The organism is Streptomyces sp. NPDC020898 (assembly GCF_044333925.1).
Lineage (GTDB): Bacteria > Actinomycetota > Actinomycetes > Streptomycetales > Streptomycetaceae > Streptomyces.
In genome coordinates this window covers 1-20,698 of the sequence record NZ_JBIRRV010000040.1, presented here as the reverse complement: position 1 = coordinate 20,698, position 20,698 = coordinate 1, and the positions used below count along the sequence as shown (strand labels likewise).

Sequence of the window (20,698 nt, the reverse complement as noted above, 5' to 3'; positions counted from 1 at the left end):
GCGACGAGGACGGCCGCTGCCTCGCGGTCGCCGCAGGCGAGGTCGTTCCAGATGATGACCATGGCGATGCAGCGGGCGAGGCCGACGATGATCAGGCCGGTGCGGTACTCGGGCAGGTCCGGCAAGAAGATCCAGGCCAGCGCGAACATGACCGCCGGGCCGACGATCCAGTTGATGACCAGAGACGAGATCATCAGCTTGCGGTCGCCGGTGACGGCGTCGAGCTTGTCGTAACGGACCTTGGCCAGCACCGGGTACATCATGATCAGCAGGCCGACGGCGATCGGCAGCGAGATGCCGCCGATCTCGACCTTGGCGAGGGCGTCGTTGAGGCCGGGGATCAGCCGGCCGAGGCCGAGGCCGAGGGCCATCGCGGCGAGGATCCACACCGCGAGGAAGCGGTCGAGTGTCGACAGCTTCGCGACGACCGAGGACTCCTCGGTGGTCGTGGGTGCTTCGGTGGGGGTCACGGACAGGCTCGCTTTCGGTTGGTCTCGATGGTCGTACGCGCGGTGTTGGCCAGTTCGCCGAACATGCCGGCGAGGGCGTCCAGCACCTCGGGGTGGAGCTTGTAGTACGTGAAGCGGCCACAGGGCTCGGTCTCCACGACGTCCGCCTCGCGCAGCACCTTCAGATGGTTGGAGACGTTCGTCTGCCGCGCGCCCGTCTCCGCCACGATGTGGGTGGCGCACAGGGTCTCGTGGGCGAGCAGGGTCACGATCTGGAGCCTGAGCGGGTCGGCCAGAACCCGCATCAGTTCAGTGTTGGCTGACGTCATCATGGGCTGATACTGTCACATCAGTGGCCGATGATGCCACCGGGTGCTGATTTCATTCGGGCCTGATGCCGTCGCGAGACAAGAGAGACCTCCAGATGTCCGAGAAGCCCTCCGTGCTGTTCGTCTGTGTCCACAACGCCGGCCGTTCCCAGATGGCCGCCGCGTGGCTGACCCACCTGGCCGGGGACCGCGTCGAGGTCCGCTCCGCCGGCTCCAACCCGGGCGCGGGCGTCAACCCGGCCGCCGTCGAGGCCATGGCCGAGGTCGGCATCGACATCTCCGCCGAGGTCCCGAAGATGCTCACCGTCGACGCGGTGAAGGAGTCGGACGTCTGCATCACCATGGGCTGCGGCGACACCTGCCCTGTCTTCCCCGGCAAGCGGTACCTGGACTGGCAGTTGGAGGACCCGGCGGGCCAGGGCGTCGAGGCCGTGCGTCCGATCCGGGACGAGATCAAGGTGCTCATCGAGGGCCTGATCAAGGAGATCGCGCCGGAGCCCCAGGCATGAGCACGAGTACGGACATCCGCAACGTCATCGTCATCGGCTCGGGTCCCGCGGGCTACACGGCCGCGCTCTACACCGCCCGCGCCGAGCTCAGGCCCCTCGTCTTCGGCGGTGCGATCTTCGTCGGCGGCGCGCTGACCACGACGACCGAGGTCGAGAACTTCCCGGGCTTCCCGGAGGGCATCGACGGCCCGGTCCTCATGGAAAACATGCGGGCCCAGGCCGAGAAGTTCGGCGCGGAGATGGTCGACGACGACATCGTCGAGGTCGATCTGACCGGGGACATCAAGACCGTCACCGACACCTCCGGGACCGTGCACCGGGCCAGGGCCGTGATCGTGGCGACCGGTTCCGGGTACCGCAAGCTCGGCCTCCCCAAGGAGGACGAGCTGTCCGGCCGCGGCGTCTCGTGGTGCGCGACCTGCGACGGATTCTTCTTCCGAGACCGCGACATCGTGGTGGTCGGCGGCGGCGACACCGCGATGGAGGAGGCCACCTTCCTCACCCGCTTCGCCCGCTCGGTCACCGTCGTGCACCGGCGTTCCACCCTGCGCGCCTCGCAGGTCATGCAGAACCGCGCCTTCTCCGACGACAAGATCTCCTTCGCCTTCGACAGCGAGATCGCCGAGATCAAGGAAGAGGACGGCAAGCTCTCCGGAGTCGTGCTGCGCGACGTCTTCACCGACAAGACCCGCGACCTCGACGTGACGGGCCTGTTCATCGCGATCGGCCACGACCCGCGCACCGAGCTCCTCAAAGACCAGCTGGAGTTGGACGGCGAGGGTTACCTCAAGGTCGAGGCACCGTCGACCAGGACGAACATCCCGGGCGTCTTCGGCGCCGGCGACGTCGTCGACCACACCTACCGCCAGGCCATCACCGCTGCCGCCTCCGGCTGCGCGGCGGCACTGGACGCCGAGCGATACCTCGCCGCCCTCGCCGACGCACCCACCGAGGCTGCAGCCCTCGCCGCCGTCTGACGGCACCCGTCCCACCCCTGTACGAGGAGACCCGCATGGCCCTCAAGAACGTCACCGACGCATCCTTCGAGCAGGACGTCCTGGGCAGCGACAAGCCCGTGCTCGTCGACTTCTGGGCGGCCTGGTGCGGCCCGTGCCGCCAGCTCACCCCCTCTCTGGAGGCGATCGCGGCCGAGCACAGCGACGCCATCGAGATCGTCAAGCTCAACATCGACGAGAACCCGGACACCGCCGTGAAGTACGGCGTGATGTCGATCCCCACGATGAACGTCTACAAGGGCGGCGAGGTCGTGCAGACGATCGTCGGCGCCAAGCCGAAGGCCGCGCTGGAGCGTGAACTGGCCGACCACCTCGGCTGAGCGGCAACGAAGAAGGACCGGCTCCGCGACGGGACGGGCCGGTCCTCGGGCGTCGTACGGCCGCGCAGACGGCGGCTGAAGCTGAGGCGGGGTGCGGCTACACCCGGTCGAGGGCCTGGGTCGCCAGTGCGCCGACCGACGGTTGCAGTATCGCGCGCACCCTGTTCAGGCCGTCGTAGTTGACCGAGTACCAGGACCAGGTGCCGCGGCGTTCGCGGTTCAGCAGGCCCGCCTCGGTCATGATCTTGAGGTGGTGGCTGACGGTCGGCTGCCGGAAGCCCAGGCAGTCGGCGAGGTCGCAGACGCAGGCTTCGCCGGCCGGCGCGCGTTCGATAATGCGGAAGATCTGCAGCCGCGTGGGGTCGGCGATGGCCTTGAGCATGAGGGCCAGCCGCTCGGCCTCGTCGCGCTCGATGAGCAGGCACGCGAGACCGGGACTGCAGCTCTCCGCTGCCGCCTCGCCCGCTTCCTCAGTGGCGCCCAATTCAGAGATAGCCATCTATTCACCATAAGTGGGGGCCTCGCGCCAACCGTATGTTTGAAGTCACAGCGAAGCCCTTGTTCACCAAGCGTTCACTTAGGTGGACGTCTATCAAATATATAGATACGTGCCTATTATGCGTGGTGAGAGTGGTGTGGGAGCCGCAGACCGAGGAGTCGCCCCATGGACGAGCAAAGCCCTCTCGGCCGAGGCCGCCGAGCAGCACCGCCGCTGCGGGACATCGATCCCGTACTCGAACGCATCACGGCCCGCCTTGCCGTCCGTCACGGCAGGGCGTTCTCGCGGGAGACCGTGGAGCGGTATGTCGAGGAGTGCTCCTGGGTGCTGTCGGCAAAAGCGCACGTCGCCACCCACGTGCCCGTTCTGGTCGAGCGGTTCGCCGACCAGCGGCTCGGGGCGCTGGCCCGCGGTATGGGGCTGTCGCCGAAGCCATTGCCGGAGGTGCTGTTCGTGTGCACCGAGAACGCCGGGCGTTCGCAGTTGGCCGCCGCGCTGCTGCGGCATCGGGCCGGGGACGGGATCCGGGTGCTGACGGCCGGTTCCGAGCCCGGCTCGGAGATCACCCCGGTCGTGCTCCGGCTGCTCGCCGAGCAGGGCATGAACGCGGACGAGGAGTTCCCCAAGCCGCTGACCCGCGAAGTCGTCACGGCCGCCGACGTCGTCGTCACGCTGGGCTGCGGGGATGCCTGCCCCGTCCGGCCGGGGCGCCGTTATCTGGACTGGGACCTGCCGGAGCTGAGCGGCCTGGACATCGAGAGCGCGCGAGCGGTACGGGACGGCCTCGCTACCCGAGTCGACGCACTGGTGGGTGAACTCCTGCCGACAAGGGTTCCCCGAGTATGAGTAGTCCAGGTGAGGGGCGGTTTGTAGCGTCGTAGGCGCGCCCATCGCCACTTCCAGGAGGCCCTTCCGTGACCCGTGTGATCGCCGTCGGCGGCAGCGATGCCGGCATCAGTGCCGCCCTTCGCGCCCGGGAGCTCGACCCGGCCGGTGAGGTCACCGTGATCGTGGCCGACGCCTACCCCAACTTCTCCATCTGCGGCATCCCTTACTACATCTCCGGCGAGGTCTCGCCCTGGACCGACCTCGCCCACCGCACCGCCGCCGACCTCGCGGCCACCGGCATGGAGGTGCGCGTCGACACCCGTGCCACGCGCATCGACCCGGCCGGGAAGCGGCTGACGGTGCAGGGAGCGGACGGGCGGAGCGAGGAACTGGCGTACGACGCCCTGGTGGTCGGGACCGGCGCGGTCAGCGTCCGGCCGCCCATCGACGGCCTCGCCGACCTCGGACCGGAGCACGGCGTGCACCTGCTGCACAACATGGGCGACACCTTCGCCCTCGAACGGAGTATCGAGGAGCGTCAGCCCGCCGGCGCCGTGATCATCGGGGCCGGTTACATCGGCCTGGAGATGGCGGAGGCGCTGACCACGCGGGGGATCGCCGTCACCCAGATCGAGGCGCTGCCCGAGGTCCTGCCGACCGTCGACGGCGAACTCGGCGCCCTGGTACGGGCCGAACTCGTCGAGCACGGGGTCGACGTGCTGACCGGCACCACCGTCAAGGCCGTCTCCCGGGAGGCCGACGGCCTGCTGCGGGTGGAGGCCGCCGGCGTGGACGGCGAGGCCGTGACGCGTCTCGTCGACCTCGTCCTGGTCGTCGTCGGCGTACGCCCCGACACCGCGCTCGCCGCCGAGGCCGGCGCCGACCTCGGCTTCCGCGGTGCGATCGCCGTCGACGAGTGGATGCGTACGTCCCTGCCGGGCGTGTACGCCGCCGGGGACTGCGCCATCACCCACCACCGCCTGCTCGGCGAGACCTGGCTGCCGCTGGGCACGACCGCGCACAAGCAGGGCCGGGTCGCGGGCGAGAACGCCCTCGGCGGCGACCGGCGCTTCGCCGGGAGCCTGGGCACGCAGGTGGTGAAGGTCTTCGACCTGGTCGCCGCGCGGACCGGGCTGCGCGAGCACGAGGCTCTCGCGGCCGGCCGGGGCTGGACACCGGTGACCACCGCCAGCGCCCCGGACGACCACAAGGCGTACTACCCCGGCGCCACGCCGATCGCGGCCCGTGTCACCGGCGACAGCGGCAGCGGCCTGCTGCTGGGCGCCCAGCTCGTCGGGCGCCGCACCGCCGAGATCTCCAAGCGCGTCGACACGTACGCGACCGCGCTGTTCCACGGCATGAGCGTGGACGGCGTCAGCGACCTCGACCTGTCCTACACGCCTCCGCTCGGCTCCCCTTGGGACGCTGTCCAGGCAGCCGCCCAAGCCTGGTCGAGGGAGCACGCGGGGAAGTGAACCGGCCGGCGGGGCACCGCCAAGCAGCCCGTCGGCCGGAGTCTGTGAAGCCCCCGCTCTCACCTTCCCGAGTCCGTCAGGCACCCACCGCAGGTCCGGCCCTCAGGCCGTCGAGGCGGTCTCCGGCGAGCATCCGGTGCCGCACTCCAGCCGGTACCCCATGCCGCGGATGGCGTCGATGGTGCAGCAACTGCCCCCCTCCTCCCGCAACCTGGTGCGCACCCGGCGTACGTGCACGGTGAGGGTGTTGCTCTCCAGAGTGTCCGTGCCCCACAGGGCCCGCATCAGCTCGGCACGGCTGATGACCTTGTTGGGGCGTTCCATGAAGTAGCGCAGCAGCAGGAATTCACGGACCGTCAACTGGAGGGAGTGCCCGCGTACATAGACGTGAAAGCCCGCCGGATCAAGCTCGATGTCACCGACCTTCAAAGGGGCGGCCGAGTCGTCGCCGTCGCCGCGTCCGGCCCTCAGCAGGGGAGCGATCTCCTCGATCCGGTAGGGACGGGCGACGAAGGCGATCGCGCCGGCCGCCACCGCCGCCGTCGCCTCCGCCGCCCCTTCGGGCCCGGCCCCCACCAGGACCGGCACCGGATGGAGCCGGGCGATCAGCTCCGTGACCTTGGCGGCGTCCACCACCGGCAGCGGGGCGCCGAGCAGCACCGCGCCCGGATGGAGCGCGCCGGCCTGCAGCAGCGCCTCGGCGCCGTCGTGGCAGACGAGGGTGCGGATGCCCGCGCCCTCGAAGCGGGCCAGTGCCTTGGCGGCGAGTTCCTCGTCGGGCTCGGCAAGGAGCAGGTCGGGACTCTTGCCGTCGCCGGGGCCACCGGCACCGCTTGGCGCGGTCACCGGTGGCGGGTGTGCCTCGGGAGTCACCCGTAGTACTCCTTCACGTGCAGCGCGCAAAGGGGCGGACGTCGGAGTGGGCATCACTCAGCCGAAGCGGCCGGAGATGTAGTCCTCGGTGCGCTGGTCGGAGGGGTTGGAGAAGATCCGCTCGGTCTCGTCGTACTCGACGAGCCGGCCGTGGCGTACGCCCTTGTCGTCGACGTCGGCGGTGAAGAAGGCCGTGCGGTGCGAGACGCGGGCGGCCTGCTGCATGTTGTGGGTGACGACGATGATCGTGAACTCCTGGGCGAGACGCTCCATGAGGTCCTCGATCTTCGCGGTGGCGATCGGGTCCAGGGCCGAGCAGGGCTCGTCCATGAGGATCACCTCGGGCTTGACCGCGATGGTGCGGGCGATGCACAGCCGCTGCTGCTGACCGCCGGACAGGGCCAGCGCGGAGGTCTTGAGCTTGTCCTTGACCTCTTCCCACAGGGCGGCATGGGTCAGGGTCTCCTCGACGAGGTCGTCGAGGTTGCCGTTGAAGCCGCCCACCCGCGGGCCGTAGGCGATGTTGTCGTAGATCGACTTCGGGAACGGGTTCGGCTTCTGGAAGACCATGCCGATACGGCGGCGCACCTCGATCGGGTCGACGTCACGGCCGTACAGGTCCTCGCTGTGGTAGCGGATCTTCCCGGCGACGCGGGCGGTCGGGACGAGGTCGTTCATGCGGTTGAAGCAGCGGATCACGGTGGACTTGCCGCAGCCGGAGGGGCCGATCATCGCGGTGATCTGGCGCTGTCCGATGGTCATGTTGACGTCTCGGACGGCCTCGTGGTCGCCGTAGAAGACGGACAGGCCGCTGACGTCGAAGACCGGAGCGGTCAGGGACGGCGCCTGGCGGTAGGCGACCTGAGGGGTCCGGGTGCCGCCGGCGGCATCGGAGGGCTGGGGCATGGCGGCCTCCTGGTCGGGCTCGGGGAGCTGGTCGGTGGGCTGAGTGGTCATGGCGGTCACCACCGGCGGGAGTAGCGGTTGCGGAGCCAGATCGCGACGGAGTTCATCGCCAGCAGGATGACCAGCAGGATGACGATCGCGGCGGCGGCGAGCGCGGTGAACTCGGCGCGGGACTGGCTGATCCAGTTGAAGATCTGGATCGGCAAGACGGTGAACTGGCTCTGTACGCCGGTGGGGTTGAAGGTGATGAAGGTCAGCCCGCCGAGCAGCAGCAGCGGGGCGGCCTCGCCGATGGCGCGGGACAGGGCGAGGATCGAGCCGGTCGCCATGCCGGGCACGGCGGCCGGGAGTACCTGGCGCCAGATGGTCTGCCACTGGGTCGCGCCGAGCGCGAGGGACGCCTGCCGGATGGACTGCGGTACGGCGCGGATCGCCTCCCGGGACGCGATGATCACGGTGGGCAGGACCAGCAGCGACAGGGTGAGCGAGGCGGTCATGACCGTCTGGCCGAAGCCCAGGCCGCGGGAGATGACGCCGAGGCCGAGGATGCCGTAGACGATCGACGGAACGGCCGCCAGGTTCTGGATGTTGATCTCGATGAGACGGTTCCACCAGCGGGTGGGGTCGGCGTACTCCTCCAGGTAGATCGCCGTGAGGATGCCGGTCGGCAGGCAGTACACCGCGGTGAAGGCGATGACCCAGACCGTGCCCATGATCGCCGACTGGGCGCCGGCGTTGGTCGGGTCGATGATGTCCGGGAAGTTCGTCCAGATCCGCGAGTCCAGGCGCGGCCAGCCCTCGGTCACGACGTAGGCGAGGAGGGAGGCGAGGAAGATCACGCCCACGGCGAGGGACGCCCGGAGGCTGAGCTCGAAGAACCGCTCGCGCCAGGACTTGCCCCTGCCCTTCAGGCGGGGCGCCTCCGTGGCGGGGGCCTTGTCCATGACGTCGGTACTCATCACTCGTACACCTCCCGGTACTTGCGCACCAGGCGAATGCTGACCAGGTTCATCACCAGCGTCATGACGAAGAGCAGGGAGCCCACCGCGAAGATCGTCTGGTAGCCGGTGGACCCGGTCGGCAGGTCGCCGATGCCGGCGGCGGCGATGAACGCGGTCATCGTCTGCATGCCTTCGAGCGGGTTGAAGGACAGGTTGGGCCGTCCGCCCGCGGCCACGGCGACGATCATCGTCTCGCCGAGCGCGCGGGAGATGCCGAGCACGACGGCGGCGACGATGCCCGAGAGCGCGGCCGGGAAGACCACCCGAGTGGAGACCTGCATCTTGGAGGAGCCCAGCCCGTAGGCGCCGTCGCGCAGGGCCCGGGGCACGGCCGCCATGGAGTCCTCGGCGAGCGAGGCGATCGTCGGGATGATCATGATGCCCATGACGAAGCCGGCCGACAGGGCGTTGAAGACCTGCGGCGGGTCCCCCGCCGGCCAGATGTCCTGCAGCAGCGGTGTGAGTGCCTTCAGGGCGAAGAAGCCGTAGACGACAGTGGGGATGCCCGCGAGCACCTCCAGCATCGGCTTGAAGACACTGCGCACGCGGGGCCTGGCGTACTCGCTCAGGTACACGGCCGCGCCGAGGCCCAGCGGTACGGCCACCAGCAGCGCGATGAGGGTGACCATCAGCGTGCCGGTGACCAGCGGGATCACGCCGAAGTGCGGCGGCTTGAACAGGGGCGCCCAGTTGGTGCCGGTGATGAACTCGCCGAAGTTCACCTTGCCGAAGAACTCGCCGGCCGGCGGGATCAGGGCGATGACGATGCCGACCGTGGTCAGCACCGAGACCAGAGAAGCGGCCACCAGGAGGACCTTGATGACCTTCTCGCCGTAGCGCGGCTGGGACCGCTTCAGGAAGCCGGGGCCTCCTGAAGCGGTCTGCCGCCCGGTGACGGATGAGCTCATGACGTGTGCGCGGCCTTGAGGGCTTCGAGGTCCTTCTGCAGCTCAGCTTCCTGGGTGGAGTTGAGCGGCACGTACAGGGACTTCTCGGCGATGCTCGCGTTGTTCTCGACGTAGAACTCGACGAACGCCTCGACCTCGGCCTTCTCCAGCGAGGACGCCTTCGGATAGATGAACAGCGGACGCGACAGCGGCTTGTACGTGCCGTCCTGGACGGTCTGGGTGGTCGGCTCGACGCAACCGTCACCGCCGTCGATCTTCAGGACCTTCAGCTTGTCCTGGTTCTCCTCGTAGTACGACAGGCCGAAGTAGCCCATGCCGCCCTTGGAACCGGAGACACCCTGGACGGTGACGTTGTCGTCCTCGCTCGGCGAGTAGTCCGTACGGGAGGCGCCCTCCTCGCCGTTGATGGCGTCCGTGAAGTAGTCGAAGGTGCCCGAGTCGGTGCCCGCGCCGAACAGCTCCAGCTTCTGGTCGGGGAACTTGGAGTCGACCTGGTTCCAGTTGTTCACCTTGGAACCGGGCTCCCAGATCTTCTTCAACTGCTCGACCGTGAGGCAGTCGGCGAAGTCGTTGTCCTTGCTCACCACGACCGACAGACCGTCGTTGGCGACCGTGAACTCCTCGTACTTGATGCCCTTCTTCTCACAGGCAGCCTTCTCCTCGTCCTTGATCGGACGCGACGCGTCGGAGATGTCCGTCTCGCCCGCGCAGAACTTCTCGAAGCCGCCACCGGTACCGGACGTACCAACAGTGACCTTGACCCCGGCGTTCTCCGCCTGGAAGAGCTGCGCCGCCGCCGTGGACAGCGGAGCCACAGTGCTGGAGCCGTCGACCTTGATGTTGCCGGCCAGCTTGCCGCCCTCGCCGCTCCCGGAGCCCGCGTCAGCACCGCCACACGCGCTCGCGGCCAGCATGACGACCGCAGTCAGAGCCAGAGGAGCCTTGGCTCGACGCATTGACAGGGAAATGTTCACGACTCTCGACCCTCGCGTGTCTGCCGGGTGCGCCGGCGGCTGGATCGGTGCGCTGTGCGCCCCGTTCTGACATCTTGAATCGAAGTCTGGCTATATGAACGGACGGTGCACGGGAAGCCCTCCCCTCGTGAACTATAGCCACCCATCTATATAGATCGATCTTGATTTAAGTGACGGCGGGCATTCCGGAAATAGGCCGGGAGCGAAGGACGGAGTGCGGCCAGAGTTCGAACGGAGTTCACCGTTCGGCCGCCTCGGCGCGCCAGGAGCCCGCCTAGCGTCATTCATCGACATCCACCTATACACCGGTGGCCTCGCGTCCGTACCCGAATGCGTGGAGGAACTGTGCCCGACCTTCCCCTGCTGCCCGCCGGCCACAACACCGCCCGGTCCGCCCTGACCTGCGAATACCGCTGCGGCAACGCCTGCTCCCATGACGCGCCCAACCGCTCGCTCAACCCGTACTTCGGCGACGTCGTACAGCGCGCCCTGTCCCGCAGAGGCGTCTTCAAAGGCGGCGTCGTGCTGGCGCTGGCCGCCGGAGGGACGGCACTCGCGGCCTCACCCGCCGCCGCGGCACCGGCACCGGCCTCCGGGGGCCGCCCACCGCGCGGCCTCGACTTCGAGCCGGTCGCCCCGAACACGGCGGACGCCGTGACGATCCCCGCCGGCTACGCCCAGCAGGTCGTCATCCGCTGGGGCGACCCAGTCCTGGCCGGCGCCCCCCGCTTCGACGCCCGCGCGCAGAGCGCGAAGGCGCAGGCGCGCCAGTTCGGCTACAACGCCGACTACATGGCCCTGCTGGACCTGCCCCGCCGCCGCGGCCACCAACTGCTCGTGGTCAACCACGAGTACACCAACGAAGAGATCATGTTCTTCGGCTACGTCCCGGCCACCCCGACCCGCGAACAGGTCGAGACCGCCTGGGCCGCGCACGGCCTGACCGTCCTGGTCGTCCGCGCGGACGACTGCACCGGCCGCCTGTGGCCGGTGACCGGCGACCCGCTGAACCGCCGTATCACCGCCACCACCCCCATCCGCTTCACCGGCCCGGCGGCAGGCGGCGACCTCCTCAAGACGACCGCCGACCCCACCGGCCGCACGGTCCTGGGCACCCTGAACAACTGCGGCGGCGGCACCACGCCGTGGGGCACCGTTCTGTCGGGCGAGGAGAACTTCAACCAGTACTTCGCCAACGCCGCGGCCGTCACCGACCCGGTCACGAAGTCACGCCTGGCCCGCTACGGCCTGCCGGCCGGGGCAAGCCAGCGCCAGTGGGAGCGGTTCGACGACCGCTTCGACATCGGCAAGGAGCCCAACGAGCCCAACCGGCACGGCTGGATCGTCGAGATCGACCCGTACGACCCGATGTCCACCCCGCGCAAGCGCACCGCGCTGGGCCGCTTCAAGCACGAGGCCGCCGAGCCCCGCCTGACCCCCGACGGCCGCGTCGCCCTCTACATGGGCGACGACGAACGCTTCGACTACCTCTACAAGTACGTCTCCAAGCACGCCTACAAGAAGGGCAGCAGTCGAGCCGCCCGCGAGCACAACATGGGCCTGCTCGACGAAGGCACCCTCTACGTCGCCAAGTTCGCCGGCGACAGCCCGGCCACGGAGATCGACGGCACCGGAAAGCTGCCCAGCGACGGGGAGTTCGACGGCAGCGGCGAATGGATCCCGCTCGCGTCCGGCTCGGTGTCCCACGTGCCCGGGATGACCGCCGAAGAGGTGTACGTCTTCACACGCCTGGCCGCCGACAAGGCGGGCGCGACGAAGATGGACCGCCCCGAGGACGTCGAACCGCACCCGACCACCGGCCGCGTGTACGTCGCCCTGACCAACAACAAGGACCGCGGCGCCACCGGCAAGGCCGGCCCCGACGAGGCCAACCCCCGCAACGCCAACAAGCACGGCCACATCCTGGAACTGGAGGAGCGACGCGGCGACGCGTCCTCGACGTCCTTCAGCTGGCGCCTGATGCTGGTCTGCGGCGACCCCGAGGACCCCTCGACGTACTTCGCCGGCTTCGACAAGTCGAAGGTCAGCCCGATCTCCTGCCCCGACAACGTCGCCTTCGACACCCACGGCAACCTGTGGATCGCCACCGACGGCGCCGCCCTGGGCTACCACGACGGCCTGTTCGCCGTCCCCGTCAAGGGCTCCGAGCGCGGCCACGTCAAGCAGTTCATGACCATGCCCAAGGGCGCCGAGTGCTGCGGCCCGATCATCACCGAGGACCGCATCCTGATCGCCCCCCAGCACCCGGGCGAGACCGACGGCGCCACGGCAGAGAACCCGGGCTCACGGTGGCCCGACGGGCCGGGCAGCATTCCGCGGCCGTCGGTCGTGACGGTGTGGAAGGAGAAGCGGCACTAGCAGTGGGTGACTCCGGTCCGGGGCACAAGATGACGGCTTGTGCCCCGGACACCTGTTGAGTTACTGCCCGCCGCAGGACGCCTCCGGTCCGACATGGGCATATCGAGCATCGTCAGTGCAGAGCGACACAATCGACTCATGTGCAATAAACGCGATTTCAGGATGGCTGACGGCGCGGAGATCGTGAGTCAGCAAGGCGACGAGTTCCAGCTCGGCATCAGCATTCCCCTCGACGAGGACGGCGAGGTCGTCCAGACCATCGTGGGCGCAGGCCAAAGGCCGCTCTGGAACGCGAACTCGCCGACCACCTCACCTGATCAGGCAGCTTCGACGAATACAGGCCGCCCGGACCTCCTTCAGGAGCCCAGACGGTGAAGAAGAACGGTTCGCCGCTGGGCAGCGCCGTCAGACCGGATCCGAGGCAATCAGACCGTCCAAGTACAGCTGGACGACACGCAGGGCCAATCGGTCGGTGGCCGACCAACTGACGCCCGGCAGCGGACGACTGAGCTGGGCGACGACCATGATGATCTCCTCCAGAGACACGTCCGCGCGCACCTGTCCCGCCTGCTGAGCACGGGTCAGCAACAGCTGCGCGGCACGCACCAGCCGATCCTTCTGCCAAGCCAGTTCCGGGCGTACCTCGACGAGTCCATCTGACAAACAGCACAGGGCGGCAAGTCTCTCGTGGGCTACGGCCTGCACGAAGTGGCTGAGAGCGACGAACGGATCGCCTTCCTGCCCGGCGGCGTTCTCGGCCGCATCAGCGCAGACCATCGCGATCCGCTCGATTACTCCTGCCAGGAGAGCCTCTCGTCCCGGAAAGTGCCGGTAGAGGGTGGCATTGCCGATCCCCGCGCGGCGGGCTATTTCGTCCAAGGACGCCTCCGGCCCCTGCTCAGCAAACATCTCCTGAGCCGCGCCGAGGATCCTGGCCCGGTTGCGCACAGCATCTGTCCGCGGTCCCCTACAGCGTTGCGTTCCGGTGTCCCGGCCCAAACTGCCAGCCCACATACTGTCCCCTCTCAACGTCCCGCGCTCCGGACCCTGAATTGCTGCGGAATCGCATCACGCACCCCGACGACGCCCTCCGGCCACACTCCGTCAGCAGAACTCACCGCCACCCGCCGCATGGGCAGCCACTCACGTGGATACATCCCTTCCGGAGGCTCGTCACCCTCCAGAAGGGCTTCGGCCACGTCGACGTTCGCCAAGTCTCCCAGAGCCGGAACCAGCACCTCGTCGATGGCCTGCGCGGTGCGACTGACATCGAGCGAACCGCCGATCCAGGCCGACGCGTCGTGGCTGATCTCCGTACGGCGACGGGCCTTGTGCTGTTCCGTGATGTCGAGAAAAAGTGTCGCGACCCCGTGGGGCAACCCCGCTCGTCCTCCAGCCTGAAGGCCGACACCGCGACTTGCCGCTCTTCGTCGGCGCCGTCCGACAATCGCACGCTCTGTGGGTCGGCGATCAGCGGGACACCGGTTTCCAGTACCCGCCCGAGCTTGGCCGCGCCGCTCTCCGCATCCTTGAGGAAGCCGTGCGGTCCGACCATCGAGATCAGGAAGCGGAGGCCCTCCGCCGGTCCCCCTTGAGTAGACATTGGTCCGTACGACATTGAGCTCGCGACGCCGCTGGTACGCGGCCGTTGCACAGGCACGGGAGCAGCAAGTCGAGCGACATCGAGCGAAGGTCCTGGTCGAGCAGGTGGAGGCACTGCATCAGGCCAACGAGATCCGCGCCTTCTGCCGCGCAGCCCGAACGAGAGCCGACGGCGCGTCCGCTGCGGCGGAGGAGCTGGAGTGGTTTCAATGGGCTGAGGCATACGCAGACCGGATTGATCCACTGTCAGCGCCGCTGGCCACTCCGCCGGATCCTCCAGCCAGCCGTGAGGCTCTGCACGAGCTCCTTCAGGGCGATCTCTACAACCACCCCTGGCCGTTCGACAGCAAGGGGAGCTGGTTGCCGCCCCAAGGGGAGGTCGCACAGTACCCCTGACCAGGCGAGCGCCTCCGCCCTGTCCATGAGGCGATGGTGAGCGGAACGTCCAGGCGCTCCCAGGCACCAAGAACGGCCTCGTGCGCGTCCGGTTGAAGGTGCGCGTAGCGCTGGGTGGTCTGAAAGCTCTCGCGCCCAAGGAGGTGCTGGACCTCGTAGAGCGAAACCTGCGGGTCCCGATTATTACGTCCGCGCTGATCAGGCGGCATGTGCGTACTCGTGGAGGATGCCGCCGAGGCGATCGCGTCGATGGATGTCCGGCCGGTGGAGTCGGCCGGGTTCGGGGATCGGTTCGGGAACTGGCCACAGGGGTGCCGCGCTGCGCGGGGTGCGGTGCGGTGCGGCCGATGTTGGTTGTTAGAACGACTCGAGCTCGGTGAGCGTATGGGGCAGGTTCCAGATCAGGGTGCGTTCCAGGAGTTCGTGCCGACAGGTCTGCACCCAGCCTTCCATGATGGAGTTCATGCGGGGAATGTGGATGTCGGTAGTGACGATCTCGATACCCTCGGCCTCGACGACGGCGTCGAAAGCCCGGGGCATGGTGAAGCCCATGCCGCGCCGGCGGCGCGCAGCTCTGTCGGTCCTCGCGTGGTGGACGGCCCTCACCTTCACACTCTGGCTGCTCAGCCAGACCCTCGACCAGCCCGCACAGCTCGCCCCGTGCGCCGCGTCAGCCGCTCTGCTGGTCACGATCGGAGAAACCGGCGACTGGCTGCGACGCCGCTGGCATGCCCGCCGCCAGCGCGAACGGTCCAGCGGGTCAGCCTCCGTGCGACCGTAGTGGCTGAATAACGTGGACAGGAACGAGCCCGTTCGGGCCTCAGGAGTGCGCATCCATAGCAGCACCGTATGCGCCGGATACGACACCGCAACCGCACTTTTCTCTGCGGCTGAGCGGCTTGTCCGCCCGGCGTCGCGTGCGGCCCGGCCGTCGCGCGCAGGGTTGACGGGCCGGAACTCGGTCTTGGGGGGGGCATCGGCACAATGGTGATGGGTTCATTGGTGCGAATCGTCGCCGCGTCGGCGAAGAGTGCACAGGGTCCCTGGGGGAACGGCCCTACAGGCGAGCGGCCGCAAAGCCGATGAGGACGACAGCAGTCACAACGATGCCGATCAACCCGGCCCAGCCGCCCACCAGGGCGCACACCACCACGACGGTGAACGCCCCCAGCATGAGTGCCGCGAACGCCCATGCGGACAGTCCGCGATCGTCGCTGCCGGTAGTTTGAGTCTTCTTCATCCAGGTCACCGTGGACACGGTAGCCAGTGCAGCTGGCGCGGCCTTCGCTCGGAGCCGTTTACCGGACCGGACCAGTGGTGCAAATCCGGAGTCAGGAGATACCGGATGCGGACGGCAGAGCGCTCGGCGTCAGTGATCTCCCCGGCGGGGGATGTGACAGTGCCGGCACTGCCGGTTTCATCCGGCTGCCGTAGCAGGACAGGGGCGAGGGCGGCGGCATACTGACCCAGTACCCAGCCCGTGCCCAGGCTCCTGCCGCCTCTGCGACCAACATGCCGAACACCGCGCCCGGGCCGGCGAAGACGTTCGCCCCCCGCTCCTTCAGTTCTAGCGGTTGTTGCAACACCCCAGTTCACAGGGGTGTTCGATGGATTTCGAGATCCGCAAAGGACCGGACGAAGCCGCAGGGCAGGAAGAAACTGCACCGGGAACGGGCCGCATACTTCCAACTCATGCAGCGGCCAGCTCAATGGCCTGCGGGGCCCGCGCCCGCCCGTCGTCGCGCGAGTGGATGATCAGTGTCGGGCAGTCCACCCAGTGAGCAATGCCGGACACGTCGATCCGGACCAACTCCTCCAGGAAACGGACCCCGTTGCTCGGTGAGGTCATCCGCCGCTGGAAGTCGCTGAACTCCTCCCAGTCCCCCCGGCGTGCCCTCGGGCAGGAACTGGGAGGCGCAGACCCACAGGAAGCTGAGGTCCTGGTGGATCCACCCACCCGGGCCAGATCCATATCGAGGTCCGCCTCCTCGCGTTCACTCTCGTTCCACGCCCGCACCAACCGTCCTCGGGCGTACGCCCGGTGAGGATCAGCCGGCTGACCCGATCGGGATGGCGCGCCATAGGCCACGGCCACCACATCACCCTGGGACACCCCGAGCAGGACGATCAGCTGGCGGTTGCGGGCGAGCCCCCCGTATGACCACACCGGGCTCATCCACTCAAAGTCGAGAGGGGTCAGCCAGTTGGCCGCTTTGAGCGACGGCTGGCCCTATCCGACGCTGGCATAGGCGATGCGGGTACCGTCGTCGGCCCGGCAGAACCGGGTGACCCAACGTCCCGCGCCGTCCCGCCCACCCGCTGCTGCCGACTCAGCTCCGGGCCCCAGGCCGGATCCGGCGGGGAGACCGGCCTCGACCACCGTCACCAGAACTATGAACTGATAGCCCCGCCGATGCACCCGTACGGAACAGTCGCTGCTCGCTGCCGGTGTCCCTCACGGCCAGACGCACGGTCCGCAGCGCCGCGGTGAGGGCCTCCTCGCTGACAAAGCGATCACCCCACGACTCCTCGAACAGTTCGTTCTTCGACACCGCCCGATCCCGGCGCTCGACAGGTGAAACAGCAGATCCAGGGCCCGGGGCTCGAAATGGACCGGCACACTGGCCCGACGGTGGTGCCGAGCCGTGTCCAGCCCGTACTCCTCAAGGCAATACTTGTCCCCCACCACCTTTGCAGCGCACAATTCTCACCTACCGGCGTACGTGTGAACGATCCATGCGCACATCCAGATGTGCGCTGGCAGACGCGTCAGCCGAATCCGCATCGCCCCCAGATGTGCTCGGCGAGAAGCCAGAACCGCACAGCCGATCGCAGCGGCGCCTTCATAACCTGTGCCGTTCGGAAACTCGTCGCTGCTGGTCAGGCGGCGTATCTGTACTCGTTGATCACGCCGCCGAGTATTCGGGTGTGCAGGAGCCGGTGAGTAGTCGGAGCACTCATGGGCTTCGGGTGTTCGTGGGCGAGGGGAGGGAGCTGTGCCCGGGCCTGGTGTGAGCGATGACGGTTGTAGTGCTGGGCGTAGGCGTCGAGGATCTGCCGGGCATGGGTTTCGTTCCATATGAGCAGGTGGTCGAGGACCTCGCGCCGCAGGGTTCCGATGACCCGTTCGCAGTGCGCGTTCATCCGGGGCGTTCGAGGCGCTGTCGGCACGACCTCGATGTCGTCGGCCGCGAAGACTGCGTCGAAGGACTCAGTGTACTTCGCGTCCCGGTCGCGAATCAGGAAGCGCAGCGAGTCCACCCGCACACCTAACTCGATGGCGAGGTTTCTCGCCTGTTGTACCGCCCAGGGCCCGGTGGGATGGGCTGTCACGCCGGCGATGTGCAGTCGGCGTGTGTCGTGCTCGAGGAACACCAGCGCGTACACGCGGCGCAGGTCGATCAGGTCGACGTATAGGAAGTCGCAGGCGATGACGGACTCGGCCTGCGCGGTCAGGAACTCGCGCCACGTCGGGCCTCCCCGGCGCGGGGCCGGATCGATGCCCGCCGCTGTGAGGATTTCCCAGACCGTCGTCGAGCCGACCGGGTGTCCGAGCCGGATGAGTTCGCCCTGGATCCGTCGGCAGCCCCACCGCGGATTCTCCTTGGCCAGCCGCAGCACCAGCGCCTTCACCACTCGCGCGGTCAGCGGTCTCCCGGGCCTGGCCCGGCGCTTGCTGTAGTCCCACTTCCGAGCGATCAGCCTGCGGTGCCATGCGAGCAGCGTCGCGGGCGTCACCGGGAACGCGTTCGCCCACCGGCACCGGGGGATCAGCGACGACAGCGCCGCGAACCATAGCCGATCCGCCGGCTCGTACCGCACAGGCCTCGTGAGCTGCCTGCGCAGCACCGCGTTCTCGTGTCGCAGCACAAGCAGTTCCGCGTCCTTGGTCGCATCCCGACCCAACAGCAATGCCGGGAACGCGAGCAGCTTCCGAGCCACCTGATACACCAGAGAGACGATCACCTGGACAGGGTTCCAGCAGACCCTGATGGAACGCCAGACCCGCTCCGAGCAGCAGCGATGAGTTTCCGAACGGCACAGGTTGCCGTTGGCCGAGCGGTTGTGGCTGGCGGCGGCCTACTACCGCACGAACCTGACCGTGCGGTGATCCGCGTCCTTGTGCGGCCCTCCGGGAAACCGCCAACGCCCTGCAGCCGGTCGGACAGAGGCCGTGCACGGCCGCGTTTCGTCTGAAGGTCCTGCCTGCGTTCTTGTTCCCTCCTGCCCCCAACTCACAGGCTCTCGGCAGCCGGCCATCGAGCCTTGCAGCATGGAAGGCTCGTCCTATGCGTCTGACCCACCCGGGCCGGACTGTTCCCCGATGCGTTCCTTGTACCTGCGGGCTTCGTTGACCAATTCGCTTCCCGCCTCAATCAGCTCACGCGGCCGGCCGTTTACCGTGCGCAGGTGCAGGACGTACTCGATGACCTGTGGGTCGTCCAGCGAGTCGAGCCATGCCCGCACTGTTTCCGCCTCTGGCCGTTCCGCGAAGAAGGCGAGGAAATCGGCGCGACCGTCGCGGCCGGTGATGGCTGCGATCCTGTCCCGGCTCCGGACGACCGCAGGTGTGCGGCCCGCCGTCGCCAGGGCGTCGCGTACGTCCCGGTGTCCGACGGTGATGTCGAGTTGCGGCGGCAGCGGGCTCACGTCGTGACGTCCGGTGACCAGAACGGGGACGGCCACGGTGCGAACCCACTCTTCGAGAAGCTTCAGCTCGTCGGCGGCGATGGCCCACACACCGGTGTGGGGCCGTTGCAGGGACACCGTCGGCCATACGGAGAAGGGGATGCGGGCGCCGCGCGGCGCGCTAGCGAGGATGTCGCCTTCCCGCAAGGGCAGCCCGTCGCCCGGCTGGGGCCCGTGTTTGAGGGGAAGGGCGACAGTCAGGTCACTGTGCGGATCGTCGGGGTGCACGGCGCCGAGCCGGGTCGCCGCGACAGCGGGGGCGCGGTGCTTGGCCACGTTGGTGTAGACGGCCAGGAGCCGCAGCGGATGCTCGTTGGGGGTACGGCGTTGGAACGGCTGCAGTCGCTCGATGCGCTGCGCGAGCGGCGTGCCGGCGTTCAGCGCCGGAAGCCGCCGTCGCCTCGGGTTGCCGAGCCACTGGGTGAGAGCGGAGACGTCACACGTGGCCGGCATCTCCACTGTCTTCGCTTCCTCTTCCGTCAGGGAGCGTCCAAGCGTGGCCTCGACCTCGGCGTACAGGGTGTGTTCCAGCGCGGCGCGCAGCTGGGTGAGGGCGTCGGCCACGAGCCGGGGAATCGCCTGCGGGAGCGGGGCGACCTCCCGGACCACGGCATCCACACGGTCACCGTTGCTCACTTCGGCGAACGTGATCGTCCCGCGTTCCGTGTAGTCGTGCGTCAGGCGCAGCAGCCGCTCGATCGTGTGGTCGACGTGGGCCAGTGTCTCCACCACGTGGAGTTGGTGCTCGGGCAGCCAGGAACCGTCCGCGTCGTGCAGGCTCATGCAGCGACCCTAGCGACCGACTTCCCGACGTTCCCGTCCCTTTCACATCCCTGCAGTGTGGTGACTGTCTGCGACGTGACCTCCCCGCCGGCCACGCGAGCGCACGGGGCACATCCCGTTAGCCGTCGGGTAGGTCCATCTGTCTTCTGGCCGATTCACGCCACGGAGTCGATCCGGTCACCGCACGCCTCCTTGATCGTGGCGAGATCGATCAGCACGTCCCGCGCCGCGTCCTGGTCGTGTTCCAGCGCCTCGATCGCCAGCTCCGTGCGGACCCCGAGGTCACGAGCCGTCTCGCGAGGCACGAACGGGATGCCGAAGATGCCATAGCCGGTGTCAACAGACGTCCACAGGTCCCGCTGCACGGCGTCCCAGCTCCGGCGCGCCGCATCCTGCTTCTCGCGGGTTGCGTCCTGGCTGGAGGGAATCATCGCCAGGTCCCGTTCCAAGGTCTGGATGTGCGTGTGCAGTTGTGTGGACAGCTTGCGCAACCTGGTCCAGGTCTTAAGTCCCGTCGCGATCATGGCTGCGCCGAGCGTCACTGCGGCAGGTACCAGCAGCGCGGGCCGGCTGGGGAAGACCAGCATGTAGACGACGGCTCCGGCGAAGTAGATGCCGGCGGTGTTGGCGACGGTCCGGCCGATCGCTGCCCGTCCGATACGCCTGCCGGTGTCCTCCAGCAGCTGCTGTGTGGAAGCGCCATTCGGTTCGACCGCCTGCGTCCACATCGGGAGAAGACCCCACACGTACATGAACGTCATG

At 68.3% G+C, this 20,698-nt stretch carries 24 protein-coding genes; 8 read left to right on the top strand and 16 right to left on the bottom strand.

Translation table 11 applies throughout. The features are described from left to right. Together ACH4TV_RS47935 and ACH4TV_RS47930 are read right to left on the bottom strand one after the other, a co-directional pair. The coding region (locus ACH4TV_RS47935; protein ID WP_398407796.1) for an arsenic resistance protein at positions 1-470 on the bottom strand (470 nt) is incomplete at its 3' end. Next, a complete protein-coding gene (locus tag ACH4TV_RS47930) occupies positions 467-781 on the bottom strand; it encodes an ArsR/SmtB family transcription factor (protein ID WP_398407795.1) in 315 nt (104 codons plus the stop codon). The genes ACH4TV_RS47935 and ACH4TV_RS47930, both read right to left, overlap by 4 nt. Before the next feature lie 92 nt (positions 782-873). Between ACH4TV_RS47930 and ACH4TV_RS47925 the strand changes: the two genes are divergently transcribed. From ACH4TV_RS47925 to trxA, 3 genes are read left to right on the top strand one after another with little or no spacing between them, the layout of a single operon-like run. Further along, positions 874-1,287 carry an arsenate reductase ArsC gene (locus tag ACH4TV_RS47925; RefSeq protein ID WP_398407794.1) on the top strand — a complete coding sequence of 138 codons (414 nt, stop codon included), beginning with the start codon at positions 874-876 and terminating at the stop codon, positions 1,285-1,287. Next, the gene (gene trxB, locus ACH4TV_RS47920; protein WP_398407793.1) at positions 1,284-2,264 is read left to right on the top strand and encodes a thioredoxin-disulfide reductase; all 981 of its coding nucleotides are present in this window, start codon (positions 1,284-1,286) and stop codon (positions 2,262-2,264) included. The genes ACH4TV_RS47925 and trxB overlap by 4 nt, the downstream gene beginning before the upstream one ends. A gap of 35 nt (positions 2,265-2,299) precedes the next feature. Further along, positions 2,300-2,623 carry a thioredoxin gene (gene trxA / locus ACH4TV_RS47915; protein ID WP_398407792.1) on the top strand — a complete coding sequence of 108 codons (324 nt, stop codon included), beginning with the start codon at positions 2,300-2,302 and terminating at the stop codon, positions 2,621-2,623. Between the two features lie 97 nt (positions 2,624-2,720). Here the strand turns inward: trxA and ACH4TV_RS47910 are convergent, their stop codons facing one another. Beyond that, entirely contained in the window at positions 2,721-3,122 is a 402-nt protein-coding gene (locus tag ACH4TV_RS47910; protein ID WP_398407791.1) for an ArsR/SmtB family transcription factor, read from the bottom strand. A gap of 165 nt (positions 3,123-3,287) precedes the next feature. Between ACH4TV_RS47910 and ACH4TV_RS47905 the strand changes: the two genes are divergently transcribed. Together ACH4TV_RS47905 and ACH4TV_RS47900 are read left to right on the top strand one after the other, a co-directional pair. After that, positions 3,288-3,968: a low molecular weight phosphatase family protein gene (locus tag ACH4TV_RS47905; RefSeq protein WP_398407790.1), complete on the top strand. Its 681-nt coding sequence runs from the start codon at positions 3,288-3,290 to the stop codon at positions 3,966-3,968. 68 nt (positions 3,969-4,036) lie between these two features. Then, the gene (locus ACH4TV_RS47900) at positions 4,037-5,425 is read left to right on the top strand and encodes an FAD-dependent oxidoreductase (protein ID WP_398407789.1); all 1,389 of its coding nucleotides are present in this window, start codon (positions 4,037-4,039) and stop codon (positions 5,423-5,425) included. Positions 5,426-5,527: 102 nt separating this feature from the next. On the opposite strand, the gene ACH4TV_RS47895 is transcribed toward ACH4TV_RS47900, so the two are convergent. Genes ACH4TV_RS47895 through ACH4TV_RS47875 form a run of 5 tightly spaced genes read right to left on the bottom strand, consistent with a single transcriptional unit; the run spans position 5,528 to position 10,069 of the window. Then, on the bottom strand, positions 5,528-6,298 hold the full coding sequence (locus tag ACH4TV_RS47895) for a winged-helix domain-containing protein (RefSeq protein WP_398407788.1): 771 nt from the start codon (positions 6,296-6,298) through the stop codon (positions 5,528-5,530). A 57-nt stretch (positions 6,299-6,355) separates the two neighbouring features. Beyond that, positions 6,356-7,204: a phosphate ABC transporter ATP-binding protein PstB gene (gene pstB / locus ACH4TV_RS47890; protein WP_398407798.1), complete on the bottom strand. Its 849-nt coding sequence runs from the start codon at positions 7,202-7,204 to the stop codon at positions 6,356-6,358. A gap of 56 nt (positions 7,205-7,260) precedes the next feature. Further along, positions 7,261-8,163, bottom strand: a complete 903-nt coding sequence (pstA, locus tag ACH4TV_RS47885) for a phosphate ABC transporter permease PstA (RefSeq protein ID WP_398407787.1) — start codon at positions 8,161-8,163, stop codon at positions 7,261-7,263. Then, complete coding sequence (gene pstC / locus ACH4TV_RS47880) at positions 8,163-9,113, bottom strand: phosphate ABC transporter permease subunit PstC (RefSeq protein ID WP_398407786.1); 951 nt, start codon at positions 9,111-9,113, stop codon at positions 8,163-8,165. Before pstC ends, pstA begins: the two co-directional genes overlap by 1 nt. Beyond that, the gene (locus tag ACH4TV_RS47875) at positions 9,110-10,069 is read right to left on the bottom strand and encodes a PstS family phosphate ABC transporter substrate-binding protein (protein ID WP_398407785.1); all 960 of its coding nucleotides are present in this window, start codon (positions 10,067-10,069) and stop codon (positions 9,110-9,112) included. The genes pstC and ACH4TV_RS47875 overlap by 4 nt, the downstream gene beginning before the upstream one ends. 363 nt (positions 10,070-10,432) lie before the next feature. Between ACH4TV_RS47875 and ACH4TV_RS47870 the strand changes: the two genes are divergently transcribed. Both ACH4TV_RS47870 and ACH4TV_RS47865 read left to right on the top strand, forming a co-directional pair. After that, positions 10,433-12,466, top strand: a complete 2,034-nt coding sequence (locus tag ACH4TV_RS47870) for a PhoX family protein (RefSeq protein ID WP_398407784.1) — start codon at positions 10,433-10,435, stop codon at positions 12,464-12,466. A 93-nt stretch (positions 12,467-12,559) separates the two neighbouring features. After that, complete coding sequence (locus tag ACH4TV_RS47865; protein WP_398407783.1) at positions 12,560-12,841, top strand: hypothetical protein; 282 nt, start codon at positions 12,560-12,562, stop codon at positions 12,839-12,841. A 30-nt stretch (positions 12,842-12,871) separates the two neighbouring features. On the opposite strand, the gene ACH4TV_RS47860 is transcribed toward ACH4TV_RS47865, so the two are convergent. The 3 genes from ACH4TV_RS47860 to ACH4TV_RS47850 all read right to left on the bottom strand — a co-directional run bounded on the left by ACH4TV_RS47860 (position 12,872) and on the right by ACH4TV_RS47850 (position 15,004). Then, positions 12,872-13,414 (bottom strand): TetR/AcrR family transcriptional regulator, encoded by a 543-nt coding sequence (locus tag ACH4TV_RS47860; RefSeq protein WP_398407782.1) that lies wholly within the window; start codon positions 13,412-13,414, stop codon positions 12,872-12,874. Positions 13,415-13,491: 77 nt separating this feature from the next. Beyond that, positions 13,492-13,845: a hypothetical protein gene (locus ACH4TV_RS47855; protein ID WP_398407781.1), complete on the bottom strand. Its 354-nt coding sequence runs from the start codon at positions 13,843-13,845 to the stop codon at positions 13,492-13,494. 976 nt (positions 13,846-14,821) lie between these two features. Beyond that, entirely contained in the window at positions 14,822-15,004 is a 183-nt protein-coding gene (locus ACH4TV_RS47850) for a hypothetical protein (protein WP_398407780.1), read from the bottom strand. Here ACH4TV_RS47850 and ACH4TV_RS47845 point away from each other — a divergent pair. Then, complete coding sequence (locus ACH4TV_RS47845; protein WP_398407779.1) at positions 15,003-15,245, top strand: hypothetical protein; 243 nt, start codon at positions 15,003-15,005, stop codon at positions 15,243-15,245. The genes ACH4TV_RS47850 and ACH4TV_RS47845 overlap by 2 nt on opposite strands. Before the next feature lie 276 nt (positions 15,246-15,521). Here the strand turns inward: ACH4TV_RS47845 and ACH4TV_RS47840 are convergent, their stop codons facing one another. From ACH4TV_RS47840 to ACH4TV_RS47820, 5 genes are all read right to left on the bottom strand, one after another. Continuing rightward, positions 15,522-15,704 carry a hypothetical protein gene (locus ACH4TV_RS47840; RefSeq protein ID WP_398407797.1) on the bottom strand — a complete coding sequence of 61 codons (183 nt, stop codon included), beginning with the start codon at positions 15,702-15,704 and terminating at the stop codon, positions 15,522-15,524. 450 nt (positions 15,705-16,154) lie between these two features. Next, positions 16,155-16,313 (bottom strand): hypothetical protein, encoded by a 159-nt coding sequence (locus ACH4TV_RS47835; RefSeq protein WP_398407778.1) that lies wholly within the window; start codon positions 16,311-16,313, stop codon positions 16,155-16,157. Between the two features lie 1,031 nt (positions 16,314-17,344). After that, positions 17,345-18,430: an integrase core domain-containing protein gene (locus tag ACH4TV_RS47830; protein WP_398407777.1), complete on the bottom strand. Its 1,086-nt coding sequence runs from the start codon at positions 18,428-18,430 to the stop codon at positions 17,345-17,347. Positions 18,431-18,751: 321 nt separating this feature from the next. Beyond that, positions 18,752-19,936, bottom strand: coding sequence for a hypothetical protein (locus ACH4TV_RS47825; RefSeq protein WP_398407776.1), 1,185 nt, complete (start codon positions 19,934-19,936; stop codon positions 18,752-18,754). A gap of 155 nt (positions 19,937-20,091) precedes the next feature. Beyond that, positions 20,092-20,698, bottom strand: a 607-nt coding sequence (locus tag ACH4TV_RS47820; RefSeq protein ID WP_398407775.1) for a hypothetical protein, incomplete at its 5' end; no start/stop codon positions are given.

Excerpts from the sequence above, each read along its gene's own strand:
- ACH4TV_RS47930 (WP_398407795.1), bottom strand. The coding sequence starts at position 781 with ATGATGACGTCAGCCAACACTGAACTGATGCGGGTTCTGGCCGACCCG.
- ACH4TV_RS47925 (WP_398407794.1), top strand. The coding sequence starts at position 874 with ATGTCCGAGAAGCCCTCCGTGCTGTTCGTCTGTGTCCACAACGCCGGC.
- trxB (WP_398407793.1), top strand. The coding sequence starts at position 1,284 with ATGAGCACGAGTACGGACATCCGCAACGTCATCGTCATCGGCTCGGGT.
- trxA (WP_398407792.1), top strand. The coding sequence starts at position 2,300 with ATGGCCCTCAAGAACGTCACCGACGCATCCTTCGAGCAGGACGTCCTG.
- ACH4TV_RS47910 (WP_398407791.1), bottom strand. The coding sequence starts at position 3,122 with ATGGCTATCTCTGAATTGGGCGCCACTGAGGAAGCGGGCGAGGCGGCA.
- ACH4TV_RS47905 (WP_398407790.1), top strand. The coding sequence starts at position 3,288 with ATGGACGAGCAAAGCCCTCTCGGCCGAGGCCGCCGAGCAGCACCGCCG.
- pstB (WP_398407798.1), bottom strand. The coding sequence starts at position 7,204 with ATGCCCCAGCCCTCCGATGCCGCCGGCGGCACCCGGACCCCTCAGGTC.
- pstA (WP_398407787.1), bottom strand. The coding sequence starts at position 8,163 with ATGAGTACCGACGTCATGGACAAGGCCCCCGCCACGGAGGCGCCCCGC.
- pstC (WP_398407786.1), bottom strand. The coding sequence starts at position 9,113 with ATGAGCTCATCCGTCACCGGGCGGCAGACCGCTTCAGGAGGCCCCGGC.
- ACH4TV_RS47875 (WP_398407785.1), bottom strand. The coding sequence starts at position 10,069 with ATGCGTCGAGCCAAGGCTCCTCTGGCTCTGACTGCGGTCGTCATGCTG.
- ACH4TV_RS47865 (WP_398407783.1), top strand. The coding sequence starts at position 12,560 with ATGGGCATATCGAGCATCGTCAGTGCAGAGCGACACAATCGACTCATG.
- ACH4TV_RS47845 (WP_398407779.1), top strand. The coding sequence starts at position 15,003 with ATGGTGAAGCCCATGCCGCGCCGGCGGCGCGCAGCTCTGTCGGTCCTC.
- ACH4TV_RS47850 (WP_398407780.1), bottom strand. The coding sequence starts at position 15,004 with ATGCCCCGGGCTTTCGACGCCGTCGTCGAGGCCGAGGGTATCGAGATC.
- ACH4TV_RS47840 (WP_398407797.1), bottom strand. The coding sequence starts at position 15,704 with ATGAAGAAGACTCAAACTACCGGCAGCGACGATCGCGGACTGTCCGCA.
- ACH4TV_RS47835 (WP_398407778.1), bottom strand. The coding sequence starts at position 16,313 with ATGACCTCACCGAGCAACGGGGTCCGTTTCCTGGAGGAGTTGGTCCGG.
- ACH4TV_RS47825 (WP_398407776.1), bottom strand. The coding sequence starts at position 19,936 with ATGAGCCTGCACGACGCGGACGGTTCCTGGCTGCCCGAGCACCAACTC.